Raw genomic sequence first — 24,381 nt, forward strand, 5'->3', positions numbered from 1 at the left:
GCGGTGGGTGTGGGTTCGGTGCTGGTCATCGTCTGCTCCCCCTTCCCTACACGGCGATTCCGTTTTGCCACCACGTGTTGTCGCCGAATCCGTACCGGATCGCCGCCGGGGTGGGCGCCATCTTCTTCGGAACCTGGAAGGACGCCACGTCGAAGGTCGGCGAGGTGCGGCCCTGCGAATAGTTCAGGGCGGAGGACATGTGCCCGATGAGTTCGGTCATGTCGTCGTGCCGCGATTTCGCGGAGGACTTCATCGAATCGACCGCGGAGAGGATCTCGGACCGGTACGACTCCCGCATCGGATGGTCGGTCAGCAGTGCCCACACGCCGAGGGGAAGGGTGAGACCGACGAAGGTCATCGGCCGCGAGATGTCGTTGACCAGTCCGACGGTTTGATTGTGTACCAGGCGTTCGAGGCTTTCACCGCCGCTCCGAACGATTTTCGACACCGCGTCCATATCCCAGCTGCGCTCGGCGACCGCGTGCCGGAGAGCACCCGCCCGGTGGCCGAACGCCTGCGAGCCCAGCCGGGTCCAACCGGTTTGCAGCCAGGCGGTTCCGCCGGAGATGTTCTCCGACGTGGCATGGTCGTTCACGCCCAACAGGCCGATCCGCTCGCCGACGGACTGGAGTTCCTCCCAGTCCGCCACCAGCGGTTCCAGATAGTCCTTCGCGGGCCGGAGACCGATCTTGCGATGCAACGGCTCGTCGTAGGGCGTGATGAAATTCATTCCCGCGGAGACGATCTCGCGAAGTCCCACCTGTGCGCCCGCGACCTCCGGCAGATCGGGAAGATGCAAGCCGCCGAACCGGGCGATCTCCCCTGGACCCGAAAGCGGATGCGTCACCGGGGCGTCGGCGGCGGTCGCGAGCGAGTCGGTCGAGACGACCTCGGCATTGCCGTATTCGCGTCTCGCGCTGACGAGATGGGTACCCAGCCCGTCGACCGTGGCCAGATCGTCGCGATGCGCCGAGGACACCTCGGTGCGGAACTTCGCGAGCGCCGGAGCCAGGGTCGCCAGCAATCCGGTGGTTCCCTCCGGCAGCGTGACCCCCGGCAGCAGTCTCCCGGCGTTCGACGAGAAACTCGTCGTGATGTCATGGAGATCCAGCCCGAACCCCGACAGGGCGGCCATGTCGACCGCGAGTTTTCCCATGACGCCTCCCGATACATCACTCCCCGCAACCGTGGCACGGACGAGAGGGCTTGGAAAGCCGATCGAATCGGGGGCCTGCGCGTCGGTTCAGAACATGAGAATGGGCCGTCAGGAGACCGGCAGGCGGACCATGGCCTCTTGGGCGTAGGAGGCTACGAGAGTGCCTGTGGGGGTGAGGATGTCGCCTCGGCCGTAGGTGCGGGCGTGGGCGAGGGTGGGGGAGTGTTGGCGGAGGAGGAGCCAGGTGGTGGTGGTGAAGGGGCGGTGGAACCAGAGGGTGTGGGAGGTTACCGCGGAGAGGAAGGTGGTGCCGTTGCCTCGGTGGTCGACGCCCTCGACGGGGCGGAGGGCGGTGCCGATGAGGGTGAGGTCGGTGGCGTAGGCGGCGAGGGCGGGGGAGAGGGACGGGTTCACCTCGGGGGTGCGCATCCAGAGTTCGAATTCCGGTGGGGCGCTGGTGGGGTCGTCGAGGTCGACCAGGGAGCGGACCTCCCAGGGGAGGAGGTCTATGTCGCGTTTGTACTCCGCGGACGGCAGGTCGGGGACGGGGGCGACGTGCTGGAGGTCGGGGCCGTCCTCGGGGGCGTGCAGGGAGATCGAGGCGGTGGCTATGACGCCCTTGGACTGTTCGGCGAGGACCGTGGCGGCGGCGAAGGAACGGCCGGAATGGGTGCGGTGCAGGCGATATCGGACCGGCTCGTCGGTGCGGCCCTCGCGGGGGAACAGGACGTGCAGCGATTTCACCGACTTGTCCGGGAAGCTCAGCGCGGCGGCCCGAACGAACTGCGCCAGCAGCTGGCCGCCGAACACACGGTGATAGGCCAACGCCTGATTGCGCCCCTCGTACTCGTCTACACCATCCTCGGAAGAGGGCAACACGGACAGATCGAGGCAAGCGAGAAGGTCGGTCCACAGCTCCGGCATGAAACCGAGTGTAAATAACCCTCTCCCGAAAGAGAACTATATTCTCAAGCCCGCGTGAACCCGTGCGCGCAGAAGTTCCAGACCTCGGCCGCCGTGATCGGGTGCTGGGTCTCCTCGTCGATCGACCCGGAGGACTGCGCGGTGAACATGACCGTCTGCATGACCATCGCCGCGAGCCGGCGGGCGTTCGCGTCCGAGGGCAGTTGCCCGGCCGCGGCGGCCTCCTCCATCAGCTCGGTGAACAGCGCGAGCAGGGGCGCGTGGGCGACCTTCACCTGGCTGGGGTGCGAGAGCAGCAGTTGCGGTGCGAAATCGGTGAACAGCGGGCGCTGCGCGGACGGGTCGGGGCGGCACAGCTCGAACAGCAGCTCGACGGCCACCTGCAACTTGTCCAGTGGATCGTGCTGACCGTCGGTGGCCGCGCGCAGCTGTTCGGCCGTGCGGCTCAGGGCGTCCTCGAACAGGGCCAGCAGCAACTCGTGCTTACCGTCGAATTGCAGGTAGAAGCTGCGCAGCGACTGCCGGGAGCGGTCGACGACCTCCTGCACCGTGAAATCGGTGGTGCCCTTCTCGGTGATGATGGCCTGTGCGGCGTCGAGGAAGCGCTGGACGCGTTCCTCCGCGCGGACCTTCGCCGCGCGCAGCGAGCGTTCGACGGCGCGTTGCTTCCAGGCGGGCTCCTCGCTCGGACTGGTCACGAGCGTCTCGGTTCCCTGGGAAATGGGGAGAACATGCATGCACTGTACCGGAGAACGGGGTGTTCGCGGTGGTCGGACGGCCCGGTCGCGGACGAGGCGGGAGGGTTACTTTCCAAAAGTGAGAATGCTATTCTCGAACCGTTGCGATGCGGAGCTTGCGAGGAGGCGTGCCGGAATGCTTTTGGAGTTCGACTCCGACCAACGGTTGTGGCAGAAGACCGTCCGCGACGTGGTCGCCAGACACGCCCCGGCGCGGTTGATCCGGCAGGTGGTCGACGCGGGCGCGCCGACCGACGAGCTGTGGCGCACCTACGTCGAGCAGGGCTGGACCGATCTGACCGATCCGGCCGACATGGTGGAACTGGCCATCGTGCTCGAGGAACTCGGCCGGGCCAGCGATCCCACCCCGTTCCTGGCGACCATGAGCCAATTCGCCCCGCTGGCAACGAGATCCGGGATCACCGGCGCGCCGGGCGCGGCCGTGACGGACGGCGTGACCGCCCATCACGACGGCACCGGCTGGATTCTCACCGGCACCGCCCGCCACGTCCTCGACGGCGACCGCGCCGACTGGTTCGCGGTCACCACCGTCGCGGGGGTGTTCGTGGTGCACTCCGCCGACGCGATCGTGCGCCGCGAGGAGGTCTTCGACCCGGTGCTGCACCTGGCCGAGGTCAGCTTCCCCGGCGTGCGGGTGCGCAACGAGGACCGGGTGGACGCCGACCCCGAGCGGGCCCGCCACATCGCGCTCACGGGAATGGCGCTCACCATGGTCGGGGCGTGCGCGCGGGTGCTGGAGCTGGTGCTCGAGCACGTGCGCACCCGCGAACAGTTCGGGGTGCCGATCGGCTCGTTCCAGGCGGTCAAGCACAAGGCCGCCGATATGCACGTCGCGATCGAACGGGCCCGCGCCCTGGCGTATTTCGCGGCGCTGACCATCGCCGCGGACGATCCGCGCCGGCGGGTGGCGGCGTCGATGGCGAAAGCCGGTGCGGGCGAATGCCAATCGCTGGTGTTCCGGCACGGCATGCAGCTGTTCGGCGCGATGGCCTACACGTGGGAGAACGACCTCCAATTCGCGCTCAAGCGGGCCAAATCCGGCGAGCTGCTGCTCGGCGGCGCGGCCGAACACCGAGCCCTGATCGCCGAGGAGTACCGTGCGACTGACTTTTGACGCCGAGGTCGAGCGCTTCCGCGCCGAATTCGTCGAATTCCTCACCGAGCACATGCCCGACGAGGCCAGCGCGCTGGCCGAACGGCCCGTCTCCAGTTCGGAGGTGCCGGGCTGGGCGCGGGACTGGCAGCGCACCCAGTTCGAGCACGGCTGGCTGCTGCCGGGCAATCCGCCGGAGTTCGGCGGGCGCGACGCGAGCATCCTCCAGCAGTACGTGCATCTCGAGGAGCTGTCGCGGCGGCGGATCTACCACAGCTTCAATCCGCAGGGGCTGGGCATCGTCGCCGCGTCGCTGCTGTCGTTCGGCACCGCCGAGCAGAAGAAGAACTGGGCCGTGCGGATTTTGCGCGCGGAGATCACCGCCTCGCTGGGTATGAGCGAGCCGGGCGCGGGGTCGGATCTGGCCGGGCTGCGCACCCGCGCGACGCGCGACGGGGACGACTTCGTGGTGAACGGGCAGAAGGTGTGGACCTCCGGCGCGCATCACGCCGACGTGCTGCTCACCTTCGTGCGCACCGATCCGGAGGCGCCGAAGCACAAGGGCATCAGCGTGCTGCTGATCCCCACGGACACACCGGGTTTGACGCGGCGCCCGTTCCCCTCGATCTGCGGCACCCGCGACGTCGACTTCAACGAGGTGTTCTTCGAGAACGTCCGCGTCCCCGCCGAGAATCTGGTGGGCCCGCTCAACGAGGGCTGGAAGGTGGCCAACGGTTCGCTCGGCCACGAACGCACGATGCTGTGGCTGAGCTTCGCCGACCGAATGCGGTGTCTCATCGACGATTTCGAGCCGCGCACGGTGTTCGACCGCGACCACTACGCGACCCTGGTCATGGACAACACCGCCCTGCGACTGCTCGGCTCGGCGGCCCTGGCCCGTGCGGCGCGCGGCGAGCAGGATGTGGCCGCGCTGTCGGTGCTGAAGCTGCTCGGCTCGGAGGCGGTGCAGAGCGCGGCCGAACACGCGCTCGACGCGGCGGGCGCGGACGGGCTGATCGATCCGGCGTTCACCGGGCCGCTGCATCCGCTCAACCACGACAACTCCGTCGGCAGCTGGTTCGAGCGCTACGCGCGCAGTTTCGCGGGCACCATCGCGGGCGGCACGTCGGAGATCCAACGCAACATCATCGCCGAGCGGGTGCTCGGCCTTCCCCGGAGCTGAGGTCCATCGTGTACATCCGCTACGAGGTCGCCGACAAGATCGCGACCATCAGCCTGAACCGTCCCGAGGCCGCCAACGCCCAGAACGGTGAACTGCTCGACGAACTCGACGCCGCGTGGACCAGCGCGGCGAACGATCCCGAGGTCGCGGTGATCGTGCTGCGCGCGGAGGGCAAGCACTTCTCGGCCGGGCACGACCTCAAGGACCGCTCCTGGCCGGACCCCGCCAAGATCACCCTCGACCGCATCGTCGAGATCGAATCCCGCCGCTACCTGGAGTATTCGCTGCGCTGGCGGAATGTGCCCAAACCGTCGATCGCGGCGGTGCAGGGCCGCTGCATCGCGGGGGCGCTGCTGCTGTGCTGGCCGTGCGATCTCATCGTCGCGTCCGAGGACGCGCTGTTCTCCGATCCGGTGGTGCTGATGGGCATCGGCGGGGTCGAATATCACGGGCACACTTGGGAATTGGGGGCGCGCAAGGCGAAGGAGATCCTGTTCACCGGCCGCCCGGTCACCGCCCGCGAGGCGGAACAGACCGGCATGGTGAACCAGGTGGTGCCGCGCGCCGAACTCGACGAGCGCACGCGCGAGCTGGCGGCGCGGATCGCGGCCAAGCCCGCGTTCGGCCTGCGCCAGGCCAAGCGGGCGGTCAATCAGACGCTGGACGTCCAAGGTTTCTATGCGGCGATCCAATCGGTATTCGACATTCATCAGACCGGGCACGGAAACGCGTTGAGCGTCAACGGATTCCCGATCCTCACGCAGTTGGAGGACATGAAGTCGAATATCCAGTGATGATCGTTTCTCGAAGATGAGGATCTCCATGCGAATCTCGTTCCCTCGCACCGTCGTCGCCGCGCTCGGCGCCGCGGCCCTCGTGACCGCGACCCTGACCGGCTGCTCCGACGACAAGGACAACAGCGCCACGGCGAGTTCGTCGGCCGCCGCCTCGGCCGCCGCCACCAGCGCGGCGGGCCAGGCCGACGCCGCGACCACCAAGGCGATCACCGACGCCTTCGTGACCTTCTTCAACGCCTCGACGCCGGTGGATCAGCGCGTCGCGTCGGTGGAGAAGGGCCAGGACTTCGCGGCGGTGTTGCAGGGCGCGGCGGCCAACCCGCAGGCCCAGGGCACCACGGCCACCGTCTCGGCGGTCAAGCTCGTGGACGCCACGCACGCCAACGTCACCTACACCCTGCTCATGGGCGGCAATCCGGTGCTGCCCGACCAGACCGGCCAGGCCGTCAAGGACGGCTCGGCGTGGAAGGTGGCTGCGGCGACGTTCTGCGCGCTGCTGTCGTTGCAGGGCGGCGCCTCACCCGCCTGCTGAGCTCAGCCCAGCTGCGCCAGCCGGGGTGCGTGTCCGAGAGCTCGGATGCGCGCTCCGGCCTCGCGCGTGAGTTCGGTTGCGCTGCCGAGCAATCCGTCGAGCACCAGTGCGCGGCGCACGAACCGGTGCAGATCGTGTTCGGCGGTGAACCCGATGCCGCCGAGGACCTGCTGGCAGTGCCGGGCGGCGGTGAGCGCGGCGGTGCCCGCGGCGGCCTTGCCCAGCAGCGCGCCGAGATCGTCATCGGAGATCCGCAACGCGGCCTCCGCCCCGTCGAGGGCGACCCGCGTCTCGGCCAGCCGGTGCCGGACCGCCTGGAAGGAGGCGATGGGACGCCCGAACTGGCTGCGCTCCAAGGCATGTCGCCGCGCGAGCCCGAGCATCGCCTCCCCGGTGCCGAGCAGCCACCACCCCAGCGCCCGGCGTCCGGCGGTGAGGGGGAGATCGGTGGCGGCTGTGACCAGACGCAGCGGCAGTTCCTCGTCCAGGGTTTCACCCGGCCCCCCGGTGCGTTCCCAGCACACCCAGCGGCCCCCGGCGTAGGGCAGAATCACGCTGTCGCCCAGAGGTTTTCCCGACTCCGCCGCGATGACGTCGCCGAGCAGCGGGGCGTGGGCTCCGGTCTGTCCGAGGAGCCGGAACACCAGTGGTATCGCGATGTCGGCGTGGTCGGTGAGCAGCTCGGCCCAGCCGAGGTCGGCGAGGGCGGTGGCGAGGTCGGGCCCGCGCGCGGTGGTCATGGTTCCGCGCAGTGAGTCGGTGAGCAGCCGCAGGTCCTCCGCGTCGAGCACGCTCACTCCTTTCCCAGGCCGAGCACGTGCCGGGCGATGATGTTGCGCTGGATCTCGGCGGTGCCGCCGTAGATGGTGGCCGCGCGGGAGTACAGGTATTCGGTGCGCCACGGCTCCTCGCCGAATTCCACGGCGCCGGGCAGCGATTCGCGCGCGGTGTCGAACAATCGCTGTTCGGCGGTGGCGAGCAGCACCTTGTCCACCGAGGTCTCCGGGCCCAGCCGGGCGCCCTCGGCCAGGCGTTGCTGGGTCTCGCGGGAGCGGCAGCGGGCGGTGTGCAGCGCCAGGTAGGCCGCGCCCAGGGCCGCGTCGTCGGTCGAATCCGTCTGCGCCAGCAGGCGATCCAGTCGGGTGAACAGGTAGGTGATGCGATGCCAGAAGCAGGTGGAGCGTTCGTGCGGCAGCAGATCCATCGCCACCCGCCAGCCGTCGCCGGGCCGCCCGAGCATGCGGTCCGCGGGCACCGCCACCTCGTCGAGGTAGACCTCGGCGAACTCGTCGACGCCGTGCATGGTGCGCAGCGGGCGCACGGTGACGCCGGGGGAGTCCATGTCCACGAAGAAGGCGGTGATGCCGTCGTGGCCGGGCCCGGTGCGGGTGAGCAGCACGCAGCGGGCCGCGTACTGGGCGAGGCTGGTCCACACCTTCTGACCGGTGACGATCCAGCGGTCGCCGTCGGGCCGCGCCTTGGTGGTGAGCGAGGCCAGATCGCTGCCCGAACCCGGCTCCGAAAACCCTTGGCACCATTGCTCTTTCCCGGACAACAGTCGCGGTACCATCTCCGCCGCCAGCCCGGGAGGCGCGTAGGAGATCATGGTCGGCGCGAGCACCTCGACCATGGAGTAGATCCCCGGCTCGGCGAGATCGCGGGCGGCGACCTCCTCGCCGAGCACCGCGCGCAGCACCGCCGGACCGCCCAGCCCGCCGACCTCGGGAGGCCACCCGTAACGCATCCACCCGGCCTCGTGCAGCGCGCGCCGCACCCGGGCCAGCTGCGCGACCTGCCCGTCCAGGCTGTGGTCCGGTCCGGGCGTGAGGTCGTGCTCGTCGAGCCACGTCCGCAGCGCCGCGCGGAACTCGGCGACCGGCGCGGCGGGCGAAACCTGTTGCGCGGTCATGCCTTCGAACGCTCGAAGGCGTGCGGGATGCCCGAGTCGTGGTCGCCGTTGCGGCGGATGAAGGTCATCGCGCGGGTGCGCAGCCGCCAGCCCTCGGCGGTGCGGACCAGGGTGTCGGTGTAGTACCCGATGCGCATGTCGTGGGTGCTGTGCTCGACGAAGCACAGCGTCTGCGTGCCGGTGGCGGAGTCGCCGTCGATGTCGAGAACCGGTGTGCCCGTGAGGAACAGGCCCTTCGGCGCGGCGGCCACCAGCTCCGGGAACCGGTCGAGTGGATAGACGTCGCCGAACGCGCTGTAGCTGCCGTCGGGGGTGAACACCGCGACCACGGCGTCGATATCGTCGCGGGTCATCCCGACCGCGTAGCGGGCCAGCAGTTGCTGGATCTCGAGCAGGTCGTCAACGGTGGACATACACCTTCCCGCCTTTCATCACGAAGCGCACGTCCCGGGTGACGGTGATGTCCGCGATCGGGTCACCCGGGACGGCGATGACATCGGCCAGCTGTCCCTCGGCGAGGCGCCCGCGGTCCTCCACACCGATCAGCTCCGCCCCGGCGATCGTGGCCGCGCGCAGCACGTCCGCGGCCGGGATGCCGCGCTCGACCAGGGCGACGAGCTCATCGGCGTTGCGGCCGTGCGGAATCGCGGGCGCGTCGGTGCCGACCGCGATCTTGACCCCGGCCTTGTAGGCGGCGAGCACCGAGGTGCGGGCCTTGGGGAACATCTCGGCGGCCTTGGCCCGCAACGCGGGATCGGCCTTGCTCACGTCCATGGCGTCTGCGAGCCGGGTGGTGGGCACCAGCCAGGTGCCGTGCCGCACGAGTCGATCGATGGCGTCGTCGTCCATGAGGAAACCGTGTTCGATGCAGTCGATCCCGCAGTCCACCGCGTGCCGCACCGCGTCCGCGCCGTGGGTGTGCGCGGCCACCTTGAGCCCGCGCCGATGCGCCTCGTCCACGATGGCGCGCAGCTCGTCGTCCGAATAGTGTTGCGCGCCAGGCGCTCCGGTGAGCGACATGACGCCGCCGGAGACGCACACCTTGATCAGCTGCGCGCCGTGCTTGATCTGGTAGCGCACCGCCTTGCGCACCTCGTCCACGCCGTTGGCGATGCCCTCCTCGAGGGTCAGCTTCAGCACGTCGGGGGCGAACGCGGAGAACATGGTCGGATCCAGGTGCCCGCCCGTCGGGGTGATGGCGTGGCCCGCGCACACCACCCGCGGGCCGTCGATCCAGCCCGCGTCGATCGCCTTGCGCAGGGCCACATCCAGCAGATAGCCGCCGGTCTTGACGAACAGGCCCAGATTGCGCACGGTGGTGAACCCGGCGCGCAGCGTGCGGCGGGCGTTGCCCACCGCTCGCAGCATCCGCAGCGCCGGATCGTCGGTGACGCTCGAGGCCAGCCCGGTCTCGCCGCGTCCGCCCATGAGGAGGTTGACCTCCATATCCATCAGGCCCGGCAGCAGCACGGTGTCGCCGAGATCGATCACCTCCCCGTCGGTGTCGCCGCCCACTCCCGCGATCCGCTCGCCGTCCACGCGTAGGATGCCGGGCCGGACGATCTCGCCCGCGTCGACGTCGAGCAAGCCGGCCGCCCGCAGGGTCACCGTGGTCATGATCAGACCACCGGCTCGTCGATCAGATCCAGATACGCCGCACCGGAATCCGGCACCCGCGGCTGCTTCCACACCTCCACCGGGAACGACACCATCACCAGCGACTGCAACAGGTGGAACAGCGCCCGCGCCTCGTCGGGCAGATCGTGCCAGTCGAAGCGCTCGATATAGGCCAGCGCCGCGTCCAGCCGCGGGAACACGGTGTCGTAGAGGTCCTGCATCTCGGCCATCGTGGAGGCCAGGCGTTTGGCGTAGCGCTCGGGCTCGGTGGGCAGGATCCAATCGGAAAACGGTGCCAGATCGGCGAATTCGGCCGGGAGCGGGGTGGCCGTGTGCTGATCAGTGGGTGTTGCCATCGCGGTACTCCTCGATGATGCGCTGCACGGTCTTGTGCAGGTGACGGAGCAGGATCTCCTGGTCGTTGAGCGGGAAGTCGGTGATCTCGCGGGTGGCGATCATCGTCTGGGTGGCCTCGAGGGTGTTCGCGTCCTGGAGCGCGTACTCCTTGAAGGTCACCGCCGCGAGCTCCTGGGCGAGCCGCTGGCGGGCGTTGGCGGCCGGGACGAAGTACAGGCTCGCCTCGAAGATGTGCCGGTCCACCGCGGTCGGCCAGTAGTGGTAGGTGAGGTACCAGCCCGGCGCCCAGAACAACAGCGAGAAGTTCGGGAAGAACTCGAATTCGTCCACGCCCCAGGCCCGATGGCGCGCGGGGTTGATGCCCGGCGGCAGCGGGTCCAGACCCTCGATGTCGGGCCGGTCCCACGGGCCGAACAACCCGCTGCGCAGCGCGCGCTCGATCGGCTTGACCATGTTCGGATCCTTCGGCGGGGCCATACCGCCCCACGAGGACACCATCGAGTGCGGGGCCGCGATCTCGTAGTGCAGCGCCTCGAATCCGACGTCGTAGAGTTTGGCCGCCTCGTCCTTGACCGCCTGCTTCTGGTGCAGCACGGGCGCGTGGTAGAACTCGGCGAACGCGTCGATGAACAGCTTCCAGTTGCTGCCGATCTCGGCCTTGTAGCTGAACACCTCGGTCATCCGGTCGAACGGGTAGCCCTCGAGCCCCTTGGCCATCGGGCCGAGGTACTCGGTGAGCGGTTTGGCGTCGGGGTCGAGGTTGACGAAGACGAACCCCTCCCACACCTCGCAGCGCACCGGCTTGAGCCCGAAATCGTCCTTGTCCAGGTCGAAGAACTCCTTCTCCTGCTGGACGAAGGTGAGCTTGCCGGTCAGGTCGTAGCGCCAGGCGTGGTACTTGCAGGTGAACTGGCGGCACACTCCCGAGGTCTCCTCGTTGGGGTAGTCGTCCCACACCAGCTTGTTGCCGCGGTGGCGGCAGATGTTGTGGAACGCGCGCACCACGCCCTCGCCGTCCTTGACGATGATCAGCGAGGTGCCCACGCAGGCCAGCTCCTTGGTGAAGTAGCTGCCCGTGCGCGGAAGCTTGTTCACCCGGCCGACATTGAGCCAGCTGCGACGGAAGACGGCCGCGCGCTCGGCCTCGTAGAACTCGGGGTCGATGGAGTCGGTGTAGTCCACCGGTTCGGTGCCCAGCTCGGGGTAGTTCCGGGTCCAGCTCCCCGCGGCCGGTTTGGTGAAGTGTGGCAACGATTTACCTTTCGTGTCCGGCGGGCTGTACGCCGAAGGTGTTGAACGCCATGGCCAGCACGCTGTAGCCGCCGACGGTGAAGACGAGATCCATCAGCTGCCGCTCGTCGAGATGCGCGGCCAGCGCGCTCCACGTCGCGTCGGTCAGGGTGCTGTGCTCGGCCAGTTCGTCGACCGCGGTGAGCACGGCGTGGTCGAACGGGTCGGCCGCGGCGCCGCGCCGCACGGTCTCGATGTCCCCGGCGGAGATCCCCGATTCGGCGGCCATCTCGACGTGGCTGTCCCATTCGTAGGCGCACCGGGTGCGATGGGCCACGCGCAGCACCACGAGCTCGCGCACCCGCGGCGGCAGGCTCGACCGGAACAGCACGTACACCCCGAACCCCAGGAACGCCTCGGTGAGATCCGGATGCCGGACCAGCGTGGCCATCGCCGGGCCCGCGCCCTCCGGATTGCGCCGGTCGCGGGGGAGCAGCGCCCGCAGCGCGGCGCGGCTGCGGTCGTCCCATTCGTCCGCCGGTAGCGGTGGCAACCGCATCGGACCTCCTCTGTGAGAATTACATTCTCCAAAACTGCTCACTAGATTTCCACGCAGCTGTCATGCTGTCAACGGGACTCGGGTTCGCTCGGGTGGCCGGGCCGTCCGGTCCCGTACCGGAGCGAAGGTTGATTCTCTGTTTGGGAGAATGTAATTTTCCACCCAAGGGTCCGGCGTGGGACCCGCAGAGGAGGAAACACGGTGAGACCGCGTCGAGTACTCATTGCCCTCGTGGCGCTCGCGCTGCTGGCGTCCGGCTGTAGCCGCGGCGCCGAGACCGGGGGCGGGGGCGAGCAGTCCGCGGGCTCGGCCGCGGTGTCGGGCACCTTCGGCGACCTGACCGACGTGTGCAAGAAGGGCAGCGCGAAAGGCGCGACCGCGCAGGGCGTTTCGGACTCCGAGATCCAGATCGGCGTCTTCAGCGACGTCGGTTTCACCAAGAACCCCGAATTCGTCGACACGGCCAAGGTGTTCACCGAGTGGTGCAACGCCGCGGGCGGGATCAACGGCCGCAAGCTGGTCGCCAACATCCGCGACACCAAGCTCATGGAGTACCGCCAGCGGATGCTGGAATCCTGCAAACAGGACTTCTTCCTGGTCGGCGGCGGCGCGGCGCTCGACGGGCTGGGCGTGAAGGACCGGCTGTCGTGCCTGCTGCCCGAGTTCCCGGGTCAGGTCGTGCAGGCCACCAACGGCGGCTCCGATCTCCAACTCGCCGCGGGGTCCTCGGGCGCGGGACCGTACAACCAGTACACCGGGTCGGAGCAGTGGCTGACCAAGGAGGCGTACCCGGCCTCGGCGGCCGCGATCGGATTCATCGTCGGCGACTCGCCCGCGGTGAAGCCGACGGCCGAGAAGATGGCCGCCTCGCTCACCGCCCAGGGCGCCACCATCGTCTACAACGACCTGTATCCGGCGGCGGGCGTGTCGGATTGGACGCCCTACGCCCAGGCCATCAAGGCCAAGGGGGTGCGCGGGCTGATCTTCCTCGGCGACTTCCGGCAGCTGGCCAAGCTCGAGGACGTGCTCACCTCGATGGACTACAAGCCGGACTGGATCGACGCCAACTCCAACGCCTACAACCCCTCGTTCATCGAGGCGGCGAAGAATTCCCTTGCGGCGCAGAACAATATCGCCGACCTGAGCGAGATCGCGCCCCTGGACGCGGCCGACAAGGTGCCCGCGGTCAAGCAGCTGCGCGACCTGTACGCCAAGTACGCGCCGGGCGCGGCGATCACCTATCCGGCGCTGCGGGCGTTCCAATCCTGGCTGCTGTTCGCCAAATCCGCGTCCAGTTGCGGGTCCGACCTCACCCGGGCGTGCGTCTACAACACCGCGGCCAAGGAGTCCGCGTGGACCGGCGGCGGCCTGACCGCGCCGCAGGATCTCACCAAGCCGCCCGCGGAACAGGTGCGTTGCTTCAACGTCCAGCGGGCCACGCCCGACGGCTGGAAGGCCGCGGACTTCAAGCCCGACACCGGCGTGTTCCGGTGCGACATCCCGCTCTACCGCCCGGCCGGTGACTTCCCCAAGGCGACGACGCTGGCCGATGTCGGCAAGTCGCTCGCCGATCTGAAGTGACGGGACGGCCGCACCGATGGAACAGTTCCTCGCCTTCGGGATCGTCGGGCTCAGCACCGCGGCGATCTACGCGATCATCGGCAGCGGACTGGTGCTCACCTACACCACCACCGGCGTGTTCAACTTCGCCCACGGCGCGACCGGCATGGTGTCGGCGTTCGTGTACTGGCAGTGCGTGATCGGCTGGGGCTGGCCGGTTCCGGTGGCGCTGGTCGTCGTGCTCGGCGGGTTCGCGCCGCTGTTCGGGCTCGCGGTCGGGCGGGCGCTGGCGCCCACCCAGGGCCTGGGCGACGCCGAGAAGCTCGTCATGACCATCGCCCTGCTGAGCGGGTTGATCGTGCTGGCGCGGTGGGTGTGGGATCCGAACGTGTCGCGCTCGCTGCCGAAGTTCTTCGCGGCGAGTCCCGCCCTGCGGCTCGGGCCGGTCGGCATCACCTGGCATCAGGTGCTCACCATGGCCGTCGCCGTGGCGGTCGCGGTGGCGCTGCGAATCCTGTTGTACCGCACCAGGATCGGCGCGGAGATGCGGGCGACCGTGGACGATCGCGCGCTGGTCGGGCTGACCGGGGCCGATCCGCGCCGGGCCACCCGGGTCGCGTGGATCCTCGGCACCGAACTGGCCGCGATCGGCGGCATCCTCATCGCGCCCATGGTGACCCTGGACGCGGCGCAGCTGTCGCTGCTCATCGTGAGCGCCTACACCGCCGCGATCTTCGGCCGGTTGCGCAGTCTGCCCATGACGTTCCTGGGCGCGGTCGTGGTCGGCTGCCTGGAGAGCTATCTCACCGGATACCTGCCGCACAACGACTATCTGCCCGGTCTGCGGCTGGCCGCGCCCGCGCTGCTGCTGTTCCTGGCGTTGCTGGTGTTCCCGCACGGGCGGCTGCGCGGGCGGGACCGGAAGCTGAGCCCGGTGCCGTTGCCGAGCCGGGGCGGATCGCTCGCCTTCGCGGCCGTGATCGTGGTGTCCGGGGTGGTGCTGGCGACCGTGCTGAGCGAATCGGATCTGATCACCTACGGGTCGCTGTTCGCGTTCGGGGTGATCGCGCTGTCGTTCGTGCCGCTGACCGGGTTCGCGGGCCAGATCTCGTTGTGCCAGTTGAGTTTCGCCGGGGTCGGGGCGGCGGTGTGCGCGCACGCCGGGCCCGACGGACAGTGGTGGGCGGTGCCCGTGGCGATGGCGGTGGCCGGGGTGGTGGGTGCGGTGATCGCGATCCCGGCGCTGCGGCTGTCGGGGGTGTACATGGCGCTGGCGACCGCGGCGTTCGCGGTGGTGCTGGACCGGTGGATCTTCAATCTGCCGTCGTTCGAGCTGTTCGGCGTGAAAGTGGTGCTGTTCGACCAGGGTTCGGTGTCGCTGGTGGGGCCGCGGCTGTTCGGGTGGCGGCTCGACAGCACCGCGGAGCTGACCGTGTTCGCGGCGGTGTGCCTGGCGCTGGCGGTGCTGGCCGTGGTCGCGGTGCGGCGCAGCCGATTCGGGCGGCGGCTGATCGCGGTGCGCGACAGCGAGGCCGCCTACGCCACCCTCGGCGGCGATCCGCTGACCGCGCGGGTGCTGGTGTTCGGCCTGTCGGCGGCGCTGGCCGGGTTGGGCGGGGCGCTGTACGGGATGCAGCAGCGGGCGGTGACCGCCGAACAGTTCGGGTTCGTGGCGGGGTTGCCGATCTTCCTGATCGTGGTGCTCGCCGGGGTCGGCGCGGTGGGGGCGGGGCTGTTCACCGGGGCGGTGTTCGCCGGGCCGCTCAACGCGATTCCGGTGCTGTGGCCCGCGTTGGCGAATCTCGCGCAGGTGCTGCCCGCGCTCGGCGGCGTCGCGGTCGGCGGCGGCATGTTGCGCGCGGGGGTGATCGGCACCTTGCGCGCGGATTGGCTTGCGACACTGCGGGATCGGGTCGTCGCGCCGGTCCTGGCGGTGGTGGCGCTGGCGCTGTGGGGCGCGCGGCTGGGCGGGGTGATCGACGGGTGGATCCTCACCGGCGGCCTGGTGGTGGCGCTGGTGGCCGCGCGGCTGTGGCACGCGCGGCGCGTCCGGCCGCCCGCGGTCGAGGCCGATGTCCCGATCGAGTGGTGGGGGGTGCGCCGGGAGTGGCGGGCCGGGGACGAGGAGGTGCTCGACCATGCCGTCGCGACTGCACGTTGAGGACGTCACCGTCGTGTTCGGCGGCAACCGCGCGCTCGACGGGGCGGGCCTGCGCGCCGAGCGCGGCGCGATCACCGGGCTGATCGGACCCAACGGGGCGGGCAAGAGCACGCTGTTCGACGTGATCTGCGGCCTGCGCGGGCCGACCCGCGGCCGGGTGATGATCGAGGGCCGCGATGTCACCCGGCTGGGTCCGGCGCGCCGGGCCCGGCACGGGCTGGCCCGCACCTTCCAGCGCCTGGAGTTGTTCGGGCGCTTGAGCGTTCGCGACAACCTGCTCGTCGCGGCCGAACTCGGCCCCGACCGCCGCCGCGCCGCGCGCGTCGCCGCCGAGATCATCGACCGGCTCGGGCTCGGCCACCTCGCCGACACCTCCGCCGACGCGCTGCCCACCGGCACCGGCCGCCTGGTCGAGGTGGGGCGCGCCCTGGCCGCGCGGCCCAGCCTGATCCTGCTCGACGAACCCGCGGCCGGACAGGACCCGACCGAGACCGAACGGTTCGGGACGCTGCTGCGCTCGCTGGCCGACGACGGCACCGCCGTGCTGCTGGTCGAACACGATATGGGCCTGGTGATGACCGTCTGCGACGAGGTCTTCGTCCTGGACCTCGGCAGGATCATCGCCTCCGGCCCGCCCGCCGTCATCCGCGACGACCCCGTCGTCCTCGCCGCCTACCTGGGGGACGCGTGAACACCAGCGCCATGACCGAAACCCGCACCGTCACAACCGAATCCACCACGACCACCCTGCTGGAGCTGCGCGCGGTGCGCGCGGCCTACGACGCCATCACCGTCCTGCACGGCGTGGACCTCACCGTCGCGGCGGGTCGGGTGCTGGCCCTGCTCGGCCCCAACGGCGCGGGCAAGACCACCGCGCTGCGGGTCGCCGCGGGCATCCACCCGATCGCCTCGGGCGAGCTGCTGCTGGGCGGGCGGGTGATGTCGGGGGCCGGTCCGCGCGATCTGGCTCGCGCGGGGGTGTGCCTGATTCCGGAGGGGCGCGGGGTCTTCCCGAATCTCACTGTGCGGGACAACCTCTGGATGATGACCTGCACCGGCCGTCCCCGCGCCGAGATCGAGGAGATCGCCTTCGCGCGGTTCCCGATCCTGAAGCGCCGGGCCGAGCAGATCGCGGGCACCATGTCCGGCGGCGAACAGCAGATGCTCGCCCTCGCCCGCGGCCTGGCCACCGATCCGGCGGTGCTGCTGCTCGACGAATTGTCCATGGGCTTGGCGCCTTTGGTGGTGGGGCAGCTCTACGAGGAGGTCGCCGAGATCGCCCGCCGGGGGGTGGCGGTGCTGATCGTCGAGCAGTTCGCCGCCGCCGCACTCGATATCGCCGACCGGGCGGCCGTGCTGGTGCGCGGCCGGATCGCGGCGCAGGGGGATCCGGACCGACTCCGCGACGAACTCGCGGCCCACTACCTAGGAAGTGCCCCATGACCGATACGCGCGCGGACCGCTTCGTCCGCGAACTGGCCGAACTGAAGATCCCCGATCCGGCGGCGGGCCGGGCGCGGCTGTGGCTGCGGCTCGGGATCGCGCTCATGGCGCTCGGGCTCGTGCTGGCGATCGCCGCCTACGCGATGTGTCACGGCACCACCAACGCGCTGAGCCAGCGCGACGCCATCACCCTCGCCCTGGGCGGGGTGAGCGCGAGCGTGGTGGGTTCGGCGCTGTTCCTGCGGTACTCGCTGACCGGATTCCTGCGGTTCTGGTTGGCGCGGCAGTCCCTCGATCTCGCCCAGCTCGGTGATCGGCTGGCGGGGAAGGAGATTCACAATGACGGCATCCCTGCGTCCCGGTGAGCAGCTGGCCAGCACGGTGTGCGGGACCAAGGTGGTGGTCGTGCGCGCCCCGGCCGACGCGGTCGCGCTGACCTGTGGCGGCGCGCCGATGGTGCCCGCGGCGTCCGCCCCCGACGCCGCCGACGGCAAGGAGGCGGTCACGCTGATCGGCAAGCGCTACGTCGATTCCGCCGACTCGGTGGAACTGCTGTGCACCCGCTCCGGCAGCGGGGAGCTGCGCCTGGGTGACGAACCGCTGACGATCAAGGCCGCCAAGGCGCTTCCCGCCTCCGACTGAAGGGGCGCCATGAACTTCGAACTGACCGAGGATCAGGAGCTGATCCGCAAGTCGGTGGCCGAACTGTGCCGCCGCTTCGACGACCGGTACTGGATGGCCAAGGACCAGGCGCACGAATTCCCCACCGAGTTCTATCGGGCCGTCGCCTCGGGCGGCTGGCTGGGCATCACGATCCCGGAGGAGTACGGCGGCCACGGACTCGGCATCACCGAGGCCACGCTGCTGGCCGAGGAGGTGTCGCGCTCGGGCGGCGGCATGAACGCCGCCACCGCGATCCACCTGTCGATCTTCGGGATGAATCCCGTTGTGGTGCACGGCTCCGAGGAACTCAAGCGCCGCACCCTGCCCCGGGTGGCGACCGGCGATCTGCACGTGTGCTTCGGGGTGACCGAGCCGGGCGCGGGCCTGGACACCACCCGCATCACCACCTTCGCCCGCCGCGACGGCGACCACTACGTGATCAACGGGCGCAAGGTGTGGATCTCCAAGGCGCTCGAGTCGGAGAAGATCCTGCTGCTCACCCGCACCACGCCCTACGACGAGGTGGCCAAGAAGACCGATGGCATGACGCTGTTCCTCACCGACATCGACCGCGCCCACATCGACATCCGCCCGATCACCAAGATGGGCCGCAACGCGGTCTCCTCCAACGAGGTGTTCATCGACGATCTGCGGGTGCCGGTGGAGGACCGGGTCGGCGAGGAGGGACACGGGTTCCGGTACCTGCTCGACGGGCTCAACCCCGAGCGCATGCTCATCGCCGCCGAGGCGCTGGGCCTGGGCCGGGTGTCGCTGGACCGGGCCGTGCGCTACGCCACCGACCGCGTGGTGTTCGACCGGCCCATCGGCATGAACCAGGGCCTGCAATTCCCGCTCGCCGACTCGCTGGCGCACCTCGACGCCGCCGAACTGGTGCTGCGCAAGGCGACCTGGCTCTACGACCACGGCAAACCCTGTGGGCGCGAGGCGAATACGGCCAAGTACCTGTGCGCGGAGGCCGGATTCACCGCCGCGGACCGGGCGTTGCAGACCCACGGCGGCATGGGTTACGCCGAGGAGTACCACGTATCCCGCTACTTCCGGGAGGCGCGCGTCATGCGCATCGCCCCCATCAGCCAGGAGATGATCTTGAACTATCTGGGTTCGCACGTGCTCGGACTGCCGAGGAGCTACTGATGGCGCGCTCGCTGTTCGACCTCACCGGCCGTTCGGCGCTGGTGACCGGGGCCGCGGGCGGGATCGGCGCGGCCGTGGCGGGCGCGCTCGCCGACGCGGGCGCGGCGGTGCTGGTCACCGATCTGAACGGGGACGCGGCCGCCGCGGTGGCGGAGAAGATCCGCGGAAACGGCGGTACCGCACGGGGTTTCGCGTTCGACGTCACCGATCGGGCCGCGGCGGACGAGGCGGTGGCGGCGGCCGCAGAGCTGGCCGACGGGACCCTGCACATCCTGATCAACAACGCGGGTGTCACCGCGCCCGCCATGTTCGCCGACACCACCGCCGAATCCGTGCGGCGACTGTTCGACATCCACGCGCTGGGCACCATCAACTGCGCGCAGGCCGCCCTGGCGGCGCTGCCGACCGACGGCACCGGCCGCATCATCAATGTCACGTCGGCGGCGGGGATCGTGGGCACGCTGGGTCAGGTGAACTACTCGGCGGCCAAGGCCGCCATCATCGGCATCACCAAATCGCTGGCGAAGGAGTTGGCGCGCAGACAAATTCTCGTCAACGCGCTCGCGCCGCTGGCGGCCACGCCGATGACCGAGACCATTCGCACGAACGAGCGCTTCGCCGAGCAGATGCTCAATCGAATCCTGTTGCGGCGCTGGGCCGAACCGGAGGAGGTCGCGGGCGCGTTCGTATTCCTGGCCTCCGACGCCGCGTCGTTCGTCACCGGGCAGGTGCTGCCGGTGGACGGCGGCACGGTGATCTGATGCCCGAGCAGGAGCCGGTGCTGCGGTGCGAGGACCGCGACGGGGTGCGCACCCTCACCCTGAACCGGCCGCATCGCCGCAATGCCATCAACCCGGCCCTGTTCACCGCGCTCGCGGAGGCATTGCGCGCGACCGCGGAGGACCGCGGCGTGCGGGCGCTGGTGATCACCGGCGCGGGTGGGGCGTTCTGCTCGGGCGCGGATCTGTCCGAACCCGATCGGCGGCATCCGGTGTACCGGATGCGGGCGCTCACCGAGGTGGCGCTCGCCCTGCGGGAGCTGCCGGTGCCGACCGTGGCCAAGGTGACGGGCGTGGCGGTGGGCGCGGGCTGGAATCTGGCGCTGGGCTGCGATCTCGTCGCGGCGACACCGGATTCGCGGTTCTGTCAGATCTTCGCCCGGCGTGGGCTGTCCCCGGATCTGGGCGGCACGTGGCTGCTGCCCCGGCTGGTCGGAGTGCAGCAGGCCAAGCGGCTCACGCTGCTCGGGGAGACCATCGACGCCGCCGAGGCGCGCGCCCTGGGACTGGTGACGTGGGTGGTGGCCGCCGAGGAGATCGACGCGTTCGTCACCGATGTCGCCGGGCGGCTCGCCGCCGGGCCGCCGGTGGCGCTCGCCCAGACCAAGGCGATGCTCGACGCGGGCGCGGAGGGCACCTTCCGCGACGCGCTGGCCGCCGAGGCCCGCGCGCAGGGACTCAATTTCGCGACGGCCGACGCCCCCGAGGCGTACGCGGCCTTCGCCGAGCGCCGGGAACCGGAGTTCACCGGGCGCTGGAGATTACAGAACGGAGCATGACCCATGCGGGAAGTGGTTGTGGCGGGGGCGGTTCGGACCGCCGTCGGCAAACGCGGCGGCGGGCTGGCCGGCGTGCACCCGGCCGACCTGTCCGCGACGGTGCTCACCGAACTGGCGACGCGCACCGGCATCGATCCGGCGGTGGTCGACGACGTGATCTGGGGCTGTGTGTCCCAGGTGGGCGATCAGTCGTCGAATATCGGCCGCTACGCGGTGCTGGCCGCGGGCTGGCCGGAGTCGATTCCGGGCACCACGATCAACCGCGCGTGCGGATCCAGCCAGCAGGCACTGGATTTCGCGGCGCAGGCGGTGCTGTCGGGTCAGCAGGACGTGGTGGTGGCGGGCGGGGTGGAGGTGATGAGCCGGGTGCCGCTCGGCGCGGCCCGCGCGAGCGGGATGCCCTACGGGCCGAGAGTATTGGCCCGCTACGACGACTTCTCGTTCAATCAGGGCGTGTCCGCGGAACTGATCGCGCGCAAGTGGGGGTTCTCCCGCACCGCGCTCGACGAATACGCCGCGCGCTCCCACGAACTCGCCGCGGCCGCGCAGGATCGCGGCGCGTTCGCCGACCAGATCGTCGGTGTGGCAACGGAATCCGGCGCGGTGCTCGCCGACGAGGGCATCCGGCGCGGCACCACGGTCGAGAAACTGTCCGGGCTGAAACCCGCCTTCCAGTCCGACGGGGTGATCCACGCGGGCAACTCCTCGCAGATCTCCGACGGCGCGGCCGCGCTGCTGCTCACCACGCCGGAGAAGGCGCGCGAACTGGGCCTGACCCCGCTGGTGCGGTATCGCGCGGGCGCGGTGGCGGGGTCGGATCCGGTGCTCATGCTCACCGGGCCCATCCCCGCGACGGAGAAGGCGCTCGCGAAAGCCGGTCTGGCGCTGGGCGATATCGGGGTGTTCGAGGTGAACGAGGCGTTCGCGCCGGTGCCGCTGGCGTGGCTGGCCGAGACCGGCGCCGATCCGGAACTGCTCAACCCGCTGGGCGGGGCGATCGCGCTGGGGCATCCGCTCGGCGCGTCGGGGGCGGTGCTGATGACCCGCATGATCCATCACATGCGCGACAACGGGATTCGCTACGGCTTGCAGACCATGTGCGAGGGCGGCGGCACCGCCAACGCCACCATTGTCGAGTCGATCTCCTGACGGAAGGGCCACCGGTGCGCCGCGACCTGTTCACCCCCGACCACGACGAATTCCGCACGCTGGTCCGGGATTTCGTGCACGCGCGGATCGTGCCCGAGTATCCCGCCTGGGAGAAGGCGGGCATCATGCCGCGCGAGATCTTCACCGAGATGGGCGATCTCGGCCTGCTCGGCTTCGCGCTGCCCGAACAGTACGGCGGCGCGGGGATGCGGGATTACCGCTATAACGTGGTGTTGCAGGAGGAGGCGGCCCGAGCGCTGGTCACCCTCGGCACCGTGCGCACGCAGCTCGACGTCATCCTGCCGTACTTCCTCGAATACGCCGACGAGGCGCAGCGCGCACGCTGGTTCCCCGGCCTGGCCGCGGGCCGCCTGCTCACCGCGATCGCCATGACCGAACCGGGCACCGGCTCGGATCTGGCGGGGATGCGCACCACCGCGATTCGCGACGGCGACGACTACCTCCTCAACGGCGCCAAGACCTTCATCACCGGCGGCGCCAATGCCGATCTGGTGATCGTGGTGGCCCGCACCTCCACCGATCCGGACAATCGGCGCGCGGGACTGACCCTGCTGGTCGTCGAGGACGGGATGCCCGGGTTCACCCGGGGGCGGATGCTGGAGAAGATGGGCTGCAAGGTGCAGGACACCATGGAACTCGCCTTCGACAATGTCCGTGTGCCGCAGGCGAATCGGCTCGGCGAGGAGGGCAGGGCGTTCGGCTATCTGGGGCACAATCTGCCGCAGGAGCGGATGACGGTCGCGGTCGGTTCGGTGGCGCAGGCGCGGGCGGCCATCGCGGCGACGGTGGATTACGTCAAGCAGCGCAAGGCGTTCGGCACGCCGGTCGCCTCGTTCCAGAACACCAAATTCGAGCTGGCGGCCATGTCGGCGGAGGTGGAGGCCGCCCAGGCCATGGCCGACCGCGCGGTGCGGGAGCTGATCGACGGCGAACTGTCGGCGGCCGACGCGGCCCGGGTGAAACTGTTCTGCACCGAGGTGCAGGGCCGGGTGGTCGACCGCTGCCTCCAATTGTTCGGCGGCTACGGGTACATGATGGAGTATCCGATCGCCCGGCTGTACACCGATGCCCGCGTGGCTCGGATCTACGCGGGCACCAGCGAGGTCATGAAACTGCTCATTGCCCGGGATCTGGGGCTGTAGCCCACCCCGGAATGCCCTTGATCTCCAGGTAGTCCTCGAAGCCGAATTCGCCCCACTCCCGGCCGTTTCCGCTCTTGCGGTAGCCGCCGAACGGGCAGTGGAAATCGAAGCCGTCGTTGATGCCGACCCAGCCCGCGCGCAGCCGCCGCGCCACCGCGCGGGCCTGCTCGAGATCGGCCCCGGCGACATTTCCGGCCAAACCGTAGTCGGAGTCGTTGGCGATGGCCACGGCCTGGTCGAGATCGTCGTAGCCGAGGATGCACAGCACCGGGCCGAAGATCTCCTCGCGGGCGATGGTCATGTCGTTGGTGACGTCGGCGAAGACCGTGGGCTTGACGTAGTACCCGGTGTCGAGACCCGCCGGGCGCCCGGGACCGCCGATCACCAGCGTCGCGCCCTCCTCGATGCCCTTGCGGATGAGGGCCTGGATCTTGTCGAACTGCGCGCCCGACACCACCGGCCCCACGGCCACATCGCCGGTGGGGTCGCCCACGGTGATCGCCTCGGCCGCCTGCCGCGCGGCTTCGATCGCCTCGGCCATGCGGGAATTCGGAATCAGCATGCGGCTCAACGCACTACAGGTCTGACCGGAGTTCACCACGAGGGTCGCGACGGCGGTGGCGACATTGGCGGGCAGATCCGCGTCGTCGAGCACGATATTGGCGCTCTTGCCGCCGAGCTCCTGGGTGACCCGTTTGACGCCGGGCGCGGCATTGCGCGCGACCTCGACGCCCGCGCGGGTGGACCCGGTGAACGACACCATGTCCACGTCCGGATGCGCCGACAGCGGCACGCCGACCCCTGGCCCGTCGCCCTGCACGAGATTGAACACCCCGGCGGGAACGCCTGCGGCGGCGAGGATCTCGGCGAAGATCTGCCCGCTGAACGGCGACTGCTCCGACGGCTTGAGCACCATCGTGCAGCCGGTGGCCAGCGCCGGGAAGACCTTGACCGCGATCTGGTTCAGCGGCCAGTTCCACGGCGTGATGAGTCCGCACACGCCGATCGGCTCGCGCACGATCAGGGTCGTCCCGCGCAGCTCCTCGAAGGTGAACCCCTCGAGCACCTCGATGGCGGTGGCGAGATGGCCCGCCGCGAGATCGCAGTGGAACCCGCCGGCCAGCGCGGCGGGCGCGCCCATCTCCTCGGTGAGGGCCGCGGCCAGATCGGCGCGGCGTTCCTCGAATCGTTCGGAGATGGTGCGCAGCACCGCGATTCGGTCCGCGACCGAGGTCCGCGACCACGCGGGGAAGGCCGCGCGGGCGGCGGCCACCGCGCGGTCCACGTCCTCGGCCGACCCGGCGGCGACTCGGCCGCACACCTGTTCGGTGGCCGGGTTGACCACGTCGAAGGTGCGGGACTCGGCCGGGTCGACCCAGTCGCCGCCGATGTAGAACTTCGTGTACTCGCGCAT

At 69.9% G+C, this 24,381-nt stretch carries 26 protein-coding genes; 15 read left to right on the forward strand and 11 right to left on the reverse strand.

The window, feature by feature from the left end; all coding sequences use genetic code 11:
• Window positions 1-46 precede the first annotated feature (46 nt).
• The 3 genes from ACFYTQ_RS13955 to ACFYTQ_RS13965 all read right to left on the reverse strand — a co-directional run bounded on the left by ACFYTQ_RS13955 (window position 47) and on the right by ACFYTQ_RS13965 (window position 2,778).
• Window positions 47-1,156, reverse strand: a complete 1,110-nt coding sequence (locus ACFYTQ_RS13955) for a hypothetical protein (RefSeq protein ID WP_387360453.1) — start codon at window positions 1,154-1,156, stop codon at window positions 47-49.
• 108 nt (window positions 1,157-1,264) lie between these two features.
• Window positions 1,265-2,080 carry an acyl-CoA thioesterase gene (locus tag ACFYTQ_RS13960; protein WP_387360455.1) on the reverse strand — a complete coding sequence of 272 codons (816 nt, stop codon included), beginning with the start codon at window positions 2,078-2,080 and terminating at the stop codon, window positions 1,265-1,267.
• Window positions 2,081-2,124: 44 nt separating this feature from the next.
• The gene (locus ACFYTQ_RS13965; RefSeq protein WP_387360457.1) at window positions 2,125-2,778 is read right to left on the reverse strand and encodes a TetR/AcrR family transcriptional regulator; all 654 of its coding nucleotides are present in this window, start codon (window positions 2,776-2,778) and stop codon (window positions 2,125-2,127) included.
• A gap of 175 nt (window positions 2,779-2,953) precedes the next feature.
• Between ACFYTQ_RS13965 and ACFYTQ_RS13970 the strand changes: the two genes are divergently transcribed.
• The 4 genes from ACFYTQ_RS13970 to ACFYTQ_RS13985 are packed head-to-tail and all read left to right on the forward strand — an operon-like array spanning window position 2,954 to window position 6,443.
• Window positions 2,954-3,952, forward strand: coding sequence for an acyl-CoA dehydrogenase family protein (locus ACFYTQ_RS13970; RefSeq protein ID WP_387360459.1), 999 nt, complete (start codon window positions 2,954-2,956; stop codon window positions 3,950-3,952).
• Window positions 3,936-5,114, forward strand: coding sequence for an acyl-CoA dehydrogenase family protein (locus ACFYTQ_RS13975; protein ID WP_387360461.1), 1,179 nt, complete (start codon window positions 3,936-3,938; stop codon window positions 5,112-5,114). The genes ACFYTQ_RS13970 and ACFYTQ_RS13975 overlap by 17 nt, the downstream gene beginning before the upstream one ends.
• Window positions 5,115-5,122: 8 nt before the next feature.
• Complete coding sequence (locus tag ACFYTQ_RS13980; protein ID WP_387360463.1) at window positions 5,123-5,908, forward strand: enoyl-CoA hydratase; 786 nt, start codon at window positions 5,123-5,125, stop codon at window positions 5,906-5,908.
• A 28-nt stretch (window positions 5,909-5,936) separates the two neighbouring features.
• On the forward strand, window positions 5,937-6,443 hold the full coding sequence (locus ACFYTQ_RS13985; RefSeq protein ID WP_387360466.1) for a hypothetical protein: 507 nt from the start codon (window positions 5,937-5,939) through the stop codon (window positions 6,441-6,443).
• Between the two features lie 2 nt (window positions 6,444-6,445).
• Here the strand turns inward: ACFYTQ_RS13985 and ACFYTQ_RS13990 are convergent, their stop codons facing one another.
• From ACFYTQ_RS13990 to ACFYTQ_RS14020, 7 genes are read right to left on the reverse strand one after another with little or no spacing between them, the layout of a single operon-like run.
• Complete coding sequence (locus tag ACFYTQ_RS13990; RefSeq protein WP_387361287.1) at window positions 6,446-7,183, reverse strand: acyl-CoA dehydrogenase family protein; 738 nt, start codon at window positions 7,181-7,183, stop codon at window positions 6,446-6,448.
• Between the two features lie 53 nt (window positions 7,184-7,236).
• A complete protein-coding gene (locus ACFYTQ_RS13995; protein WP_387360468.1) occupies window positions 7,237-8,352 on the reverse strand; it encodes an acyl-CoA dehydrogenase family protein in 1,116 nt (371 codons plus the stop codon).
• A complete protein-coding gene (locus ACFYTQ_RS14000) occupies window positions 8,349-8,765 on the reverse strand; it encodes a nuclear transport factor 2 family protein (RefSeq protein WP_387360471.1) in 417 nt (138 codons plus the stop codon). The genes ACFYTQ_RS13995 and ACFYTQ_RS14000 overlap by 4 nt, the downstream gene beginning before the upstream one ends.
• Window positions 8,752-9,969: an amidohydrolase family protein gene (locus ACFYTQ_RS14005; protein ID WP_387360473.1), complete on the reverse strand. Its 1,218-nt coding sequence runs from the start codon at window positions 9,967-9,969 to the stop codon at window positions 8,752-8,754. Before ACFYTQ_RS14005 ends, ACFYTQ_RS14000 begins: the two co-directional genes overlap by 14 nt.
• A gap of 2 nt (window positions 9,970-9,971) precedes the next feature.
• Complete coding sequence (locus ACFYTQ_RS14010; RefSeq protein ID WP_387360475.1) at window positions 9,972-10,325, reverse strand: hypothetical protein; 354 nt, start codon at window positions 10,323-10,325, stop codon at window positions 9,972-9,974.
• Complete coding sequence (locus ACFYTQ_RS14015) at window positions 10,309-11,577, reverse strand: aromatic ring-hydroxylating dioxygenase subunit alpha (protein WP_387360477.1); 1,269 nt, start codon at window positions 11,575-11,577, stop codon at window positions 10,309-10,311. Before ACFYTQ_RS14015 ends, ACFYTQ_RS14010 begins: the two co-directional genes overlap by 17 nt.
• Window positions 11,578-11,581: 4 nt before the next feature.
• Complete coding sequence (locus ACFYTQ_RS14020; protein ID WP_387360479.1) at window positions 11,582-12,115, reverse strand: carboxymuconolactone decarboxylase family protein; 534 nt, start codon at window positions 12,113-12,115, stop codon at window positions 11,582-11,584.
• Window positions 12,116-12,316: 201 nt separating this feature from the next.
• Here ACFYTQ_RS14020 and ACFYTQ_RS14025 point away from each other — a divergent pair, with 201 nt between their 5' ends.
• From ACFYTQ_RS14025 to ACFYTQ_RS14075, 11 genes are read left to right on the forward strand one after another with little or no spacing between them, the layout of a single operon-like run.
• Window positions 12,317-13,696, forward strand: a complete 1,380-nt coding sequence (locus ACFYTQ_RS14025) for an ABC transporter substrate-binding protein (RefSeq protein ID WP_387360481.1) — start codon at window positions 12,317-12,319, stop codon at window positions 13,694-13,696.
• 16 nt (window positions 13,697-13,712) lie between these two features.
• Window positions 13,713-15,836 (forward strand): ABC transporter permease, encoded by a 2,124-nt coding sequence (locus ACFYTQ_RS14030; RefSeq protein ID WP_387360483.1) that lies wholly within the window; start codon window positions 13,713-13,715, stop codon window positions 15,834-15,836.
• Window positions 15,814-16,527, forward strand: coding sequence for an ABC transporter ATP-binding protein (locus tag ACFYTQ_RS14035; RefSeq protein WP_387360485.1), 714 nt, complete (start codon window positions 15,814-15,816; stop codon window positions 16,525-16,527). The genes ACFYTQ_RS14030 and ACFYTQ_RS14035 overlap by 23 nt, the downstream gene beginning before the upstream one ends.
• Window positions 16,528-16,538: 11 nt before the next feature.
• Window positions 16,539-17,279: an ABC transporter ATP-binding protein gene (locus ACFYTQ_RS14040; RefSeq protein ID WP_387360487.1), complete on the forward strand. Its 741-nt coding sequence runs from the start codon at window positions 16,539-16,541 to the stop codon at window positions 17,277-17,279.
• On the forward strand, window positions 17,276-17,644 hold the full coding sequence (locus tag ACFYTQ_RS14045; protein ID WP_387360489.1) for a hypothetical protein: 369 nt from the start codon (window positions 17,276-17,278) through the stop codon (window positions 17,642-17,644). The genes ACFYTQ_RS14040 and ACFYTQ_RS14045 overlap by 4 nt, the downstream gene beginning before the upstream one ends.
• The gene (locus tag ACFYTQ_RS14050) at window positions 17,619-17,921 is read left to right on the forward strand and encodes a hypothetical protein (protein WP_387360491.1); all 303 of its coding nucleotides are present in this window, start codon (window positions 17,619-17,621) and stop codon (window positions 17,919-17,921) included. Before ACFYTQ_RS14045 ends, ACFYTQ_RS14050 begins: the two co-directional genes overlap by 26 nt.
• Before the next feature lie 9 nt (window positions 17,922-17,930).
• Complete coding sequence (locus ACFYTQ_RS14055; RefSeq protein WP_387360493.1) at window positions 17,931-19,097, forward strand: acyl-CoA dehydrogenase family protein; 1,167 nt, start codon at window positions 17,931-17,933, stop codon at window positions 19,095-19,097.
• Window positions 19,097-19,858 carry an SDR family NAD(P)-dependent oxidoreductase gene (locus tag ACFYTQ_RS14060; RefSeq protein ID WP_387360494.1) on the forward strand — a complete coding sequence of 254 codons (762 nt, stop codon included), beginning with the start codon at window positions 19,097-19,099 and terminating at the stop codon, window positions 19,856-19,858. Before ACFYTQ_RS14055 ends, ACFYTQ_RS14060 begins: the two co-directional genes overlap by 1 nt.
• On the forward strand, window positions 19,858-20,655 hold the full coding sequence (locus ACFYTQ_RS14065) for an enoyl-CoA hydratase/isomerase family protein (protein ID WP_387360495.1): 798 nt from the start codon (window positions 19,858-19,860) through the stop codon (window positions 20,653-20,655). Before ACFYTQ_RS14060 ends, ACFYTQ_RS14065 begins: the two co-directional genes overlap by 1 nt.
• A gap of 3 nt (window positions 20,656-20,658) precedes the next feature.
• A complete protein-coding gene (locus ACFYTQ_RS14070) occupies window positions 20,659-21,804 on the forward strand; it encodes a thiolase family protein (protein ID WP_387360496.1) in 1,146 nt (381 codons plus the stop codon).
• A gap of 14 nt (window positions 21,805-21,818) precedes the next feature.
• Window positions 21,819-22,967 (forward strand): acyl-CoA dehydrogenase family protein, encoded by a 1,149-nt coding sequence (locus ACFYTQ_RS14075; protein WP_387360497.1) that lies wholly within the window; start codon window positions 21,819-21,821, stop codon window positions 22,965-22,967.
• On the opposite strand, the gene ACFYTQ_RS14080 is transcribed toward ACFYTQ_RS14075, so the two are convergent.
• Window positions 22,942-24,381 carry an aldehyde dehydrogenase family protein gene (locus tag ACFYTQ_RS14080; RefSeq protein WP_387360498.1) on the reverse strand — a complete coding sequence of 480 codons (1,440 nt, stop codon included), beginning with the start codon at window positions 24,379-24,381 and terminating at the stop codon, window positions 22,942-22,944. The genes ACFYTQ_RS14075 and ACFYTQ_RS14080 overlap by 26 nt on opposite strands.

Origin of the sequence: Nocardia sp. NPDC004068, assembly GCF_042874315.1 — a bacterium.
In the GTDB taxonomy this organism is placed as follows: domain Bacteria; phylum Actinomycetota; class Actinomycetes; order Mycobacteriales; family Mycobacteriaceae; genus Nocardia.